We start from the raw sequence: 4,182 nt of genomic DNA, 5'->3' as shown, positions 1-4,182 counted from the left end.
CGTGTTGTTCAGGACCAAGGATATTGCCTGCCCCGCGTATTTCCAGGTCGCGCATTGCCACTTTAAATCCAGAACCTAAATCTGAAAATTCGCGTATTGCCTCCAATCTTTCTTTAGCCATCTCGGATACCATAAATTCTGTTGGATAAAAAAGATAGGCATAAGCCATATGTTTTGACCGACCAACCCGTCCCCTTAATTGATAAAGTTGTGCCAGACCAAACTGGTGGGCATTATTAATAATAATCGTATTGACCGTAGGTATGTCTATGCCTGATTCAATGATTGAGGTGGAGAGTAAGACATCATATTTATGGTTTAAAAACTCTAACATTATATTTTCAAGTTCATGTTCGTGCATCTGGCCATGGGCAATGGCAATTCTTGCCTCAGGAACTATCTGGGTTAAAGACAAAGATAGTCGCAAGATTGTTTTCACCTCAGTATGAACAAAATAGATTTGTCCGCCACGCTCCATCTCACGGAGAACCGCTTCTCTAATCACCTGTTTATTAAAAGGCAAAATAAATGTCTTTATCGGCAATCGTTCTGGAGGCGGGGTATTGATAATACTCATATCCCTGGCTCCAGATAAAGACATATACAAGGTTCTGGGAATAGGCGTGGCGGTCAATGTCAGAACATCAACCAATTTGCGTAATGTTTTGAGTTTTTCTTTATGTTTTACCCCAAATCGTTGTTCTTCATCAATCACCAGCAGACCTAAATTATGAAAGGCAATATCCTTTTGAAGCAGGCGATGTGTGCCAATACAAATATCGACCTGGCCGTTTTTTAATCCCTCAATTATCTTTCGTTGTTGCGCTTTAGTCTTGAACCGACTTAACATCTCTACCTTAATTGGGAAAGGAGCAAGCCTTTGCACAAAGGTATTGTAGTGCTGAAAGGCTAAAATCGTCGTCGGAACAAGAACGGCGACCTGCTTGCTATTTAGCACGGCTTTAAATGCCCCTCTCAAAGCAACCTCTGTTTTTCCATACCCCACATCACCACAAATTAACCTGTCCATTGGTTGAGGATTTTCCATATCTTTTTTAATGTCTGAAATTGCCTTGAGTTGGTCAGGAGTCTCCTCGTAAATAAATCCTTCCTCAAATTCATATTGCCAATCAGTATCTTTAGAAAAAGCAAATCCTGGCAATGCCTTTCTTGCCGCATACAACTCAATTAACTCCTTAGCAATTGACTCAAGGGACTTTTTGACCTTGTTCTTTACCCGTGTCCAGGTGGGGTCTGCCAGACGATATATTTTTGGAGGTCTATCTTTATCTCCAATATACTTATTGACTAACCCAAATTGGTCTAAAGGGATATAAAGTTTATCTCCCTCAGCATATTCAATCAAAAGCAGGTCTTTTTTTACCCCTTCTACCTTAAGGGTGGTTATGCCCGCATATCTACCTATGCCAAAATTACTATGGACAACATAATCACCAATTTTAAGGTCGGTAAATGTTGAAATAGGCAGGGTGTCTGAATGGTCAAATCTTCGTTGCTGGATTGGTGCTTGATAGCCAAAAATCTCTTTATCGGTAACTAAAACCAATTGAATTTCTCTAAATTGAAATCCCTGTTTAATATCAGCCGAGGTAATGATTAAATTCTCATCTTTCAATAACTCCTTTATTCGCATTTCCTGTCCTTTGTATCCAGCAATGACGACAATCTGATTACCTTCTTCCTGCCAATTTTTATATTCATCAATAAATAAGGCAATGTTATTTTTAAATTCTAAAATAGGTCGGGTAAAAAACTCAAATTCTCCACCATCTTCAAATGTTACAATGGGTTGTGTCAAATCTTGAATATTGAATTTACCTACATTTTTTAACCGATTAGCCTCATTCTGGAGATAAGCCGGGTCATCCAGAACGACCAGAGAAGATTCTGGCAGGTAATCAAAGATAGTGCCGTCATTTTCCTTGATATTTTCTTGCACAGGCAGGATAGTTACCTGGTCAATAAAAGCCACTGACCTTTGGGTAATGGTATCGAATTGGCGGATAGACTCAATTTCATCCCCAAAAAATTCAATACGGACAGGCAGGTCAGCATGGACAGGATAAACATCAACAATTCCACCGCGATGGCTAAATGTGCCTTTTGTTTCCACCATCTCATCCCGCAAATATCCATGCTGGATAAGGTTATCAAGGAGAATATCAAGACTAATACTTGTTTGGATGGAAATTTTTGTCTGCTGTAAGCTATTGGGAGAAAAAGTCTTATAAAGGATAGCCCGGATGGGACTAACGATGATGACATCTTCTGATTTTGCAGATAATAATCTATCTAAAACAGCCAGTCGTTGACCAACTAATTCCTTGTGTGGTGGTATTTCATCCACAGGCAGGATTTCTAAATCCGGAAAAAAAAGAATTTCTTTTTCTGAAAAAGCCTGGAGGTCTGTATAGAATCTTTCTGCTTCAGTTTGGCCTGGCAGGATAATCAGAAATGGACGATTGACTTCATTTTTTAATGCGGCGAGGAAATATGCCTTTGCCGAGCCATAAAGCCCACAAATAGATTGTTTTTTTATGCCCTGGATGATATTTTTTCTAATGGTAACAAACTGAGGTGATTTTTTAATTAAAGAAATAAAAGAATTCAAAACTGAAATTGGCATTGTAGATTACCTCATAACCAGTGTAACCGTTCAGGGCTATACATTAGAAGTGTAAACAAGGAGAAATGGGGAAAAGGGAGAATTGGAGAAATGGCTCAAACTTTTTCTTGCTCCACCTCTTCTTTTCTCCACTTCTCCATCTTCTCCCTTTCTCCTTATTTTTATCCTACCTGAACCCTTACAAATTTTTCACTCACCATACTTTCTACCGGATATCCTTTTAAATGTGGCTTGGGAAAATTCAAAATAACAGGGTAATCAATGATTTTGGGATTAGGGTAAATAACATCACCAAATCCTATATCAATCTGCATTGGAATACGTGAGCGTTCCAGAAATCCTATGAATTTAACACGCACACCTTCATAATCTGCAACTTCCTTTATCATTTGTCCTTTCACAGTTCCTGAGTCAAATACAAGTCCATCTGGTTCTACTTTAATCTCGCAGACATCCCTTATAACCTTCTCAATGGATGCAACCCGATTGTCATAATATGCTAAGAAATCTATATCAAGAGTTGTTCTGCGTTCGGGAATTTGCCATACTGTAAACATCAGCGCACCTTTTAAGATAAATTTATCTGCATATTTTGAACAACTGAATCTATAAAGAAATCTTTCCATCCCGTAATACTGTAGAATTTCTGAAAACGAGCAGTCAGTCTCTTTTGCTTTATTTTGAAGCTGTGCCCGTATAGAAGCCTGTAAATTCTTAATTTCCTTTTTCAAAGCAGAGTCTCCAGTATTGGTTTTATGATATTATCAACACGGCAAATTTTGCCATATTCCATGATTTCTCCTGGTTTTATATTCTTCTCGGTAACAGCCACTTTAAGGACTTCTCTCGCAACATTTATACCTATTTTATTACGGAATTTAAAACAATCAGCAATTGTCTTTGCAAGATTATAAACCCTGATTTTATATCCTTCTATTTTATATTCTTCAATTCCAGAGTTCCATGCTTTAATATCAAAGTGGTAAAATCTCACAGGCGGATATTTGATTCTATAGGCATGAGTGCCCCGTGGAATAGCTATATTTACATACTTAGGAATTTCAACTGTCGCCTCATGAAAAGAAAGAGCAGAGAGAAGACAAATTACTCCTCGTGGTGACTGAAGGCATGCCATAACAAGGTCAGGATGTTCCTCAAAATCATAATTAGCCAACCTGTAAAGTCCCCTCGCAATCTTTTCAATCTTTTTTTCTTTCACAAGTGTATTGAGCGAATCTGGATGAAATCCAGCCTTTAGAATAGCCGAAAACCTGACCACTCCACCATTCCTATTGAAAAAATTTATAAGTTTCTGTAGCTTTTCTGGCATATTATCTCCGTATAATTTTGTAATATCTGTAAATAAGTATATATAATTTATACGGAAATGTCAAGTATTCTTTTGAAGAATCAGCAATTCTCGGTGAAACTAAATAAACAGCCCAAGTAACCACCTTAAAGCCATTTTTTGCTTTTTAAACATCTTCTTCCTCTAAATTGCTTAAAATTTCCCCCTCCTAAACCTCTGGAGAATC

The 4,182-nt window shown here is 37.8% G+C and carries 3 protein-coding genes; all 3 read right to left on the bottom strand.

Annotated features, from left to right (window positions below; genetic code table 11):
• On the bottom strand, positions 1-2,647 hold a 2,647-nt coding region (mfd, locus tag AB1414_16675; GenBank protein ID MEW6609053.1), incomplete at its 3' end, for a transcription-repair coupling factor.
• Positions 2,648-2,808: 161 nt separating this feature from the next.
• On the bottom strand, positions 2,809-3,378 hold the full coding sequence (locus AB1414_16670) for a nucleotidyl transferase AbiEii/AbiGii toxin family protein (protein MEW6609052.1): 570 nt from the start codon (positions 3,376-3,378) through the stop codon (positions 2,809-2,811).
• The gene (locus AB1414_16665) at positions 3,375-3,977 is read right to left on the bottom strand and encodes a type IV toxin-antitoxin system AbiEi family antitoxin domain-containing protein (GenBank protein ID MEW6609051.1); all 603 of its coding nucleotides are present in this window, start codon (positions 3,975-3,977) and stop codon (positions 3,375-3,377) included. Before AB1414_16665 ends, AB1414_16670 begins: the two co-directional genes overlap by 4 nt.
• Between the last annotated feature and the right edge of the window lie 205 nt (positions 3,978-4,182).

It is taken from the genome of bacterium, assembly GCA_040755795.1.
Taxonomy (GTDB): domain Bacteria; phylum UBA9089; class CG2-30-40-21; order CG2-30-40-21; family SBAY01; genus JBFLXS01.
This window is presented reverse-complemented; position numbering and strand designations above follow the sequence as displayed.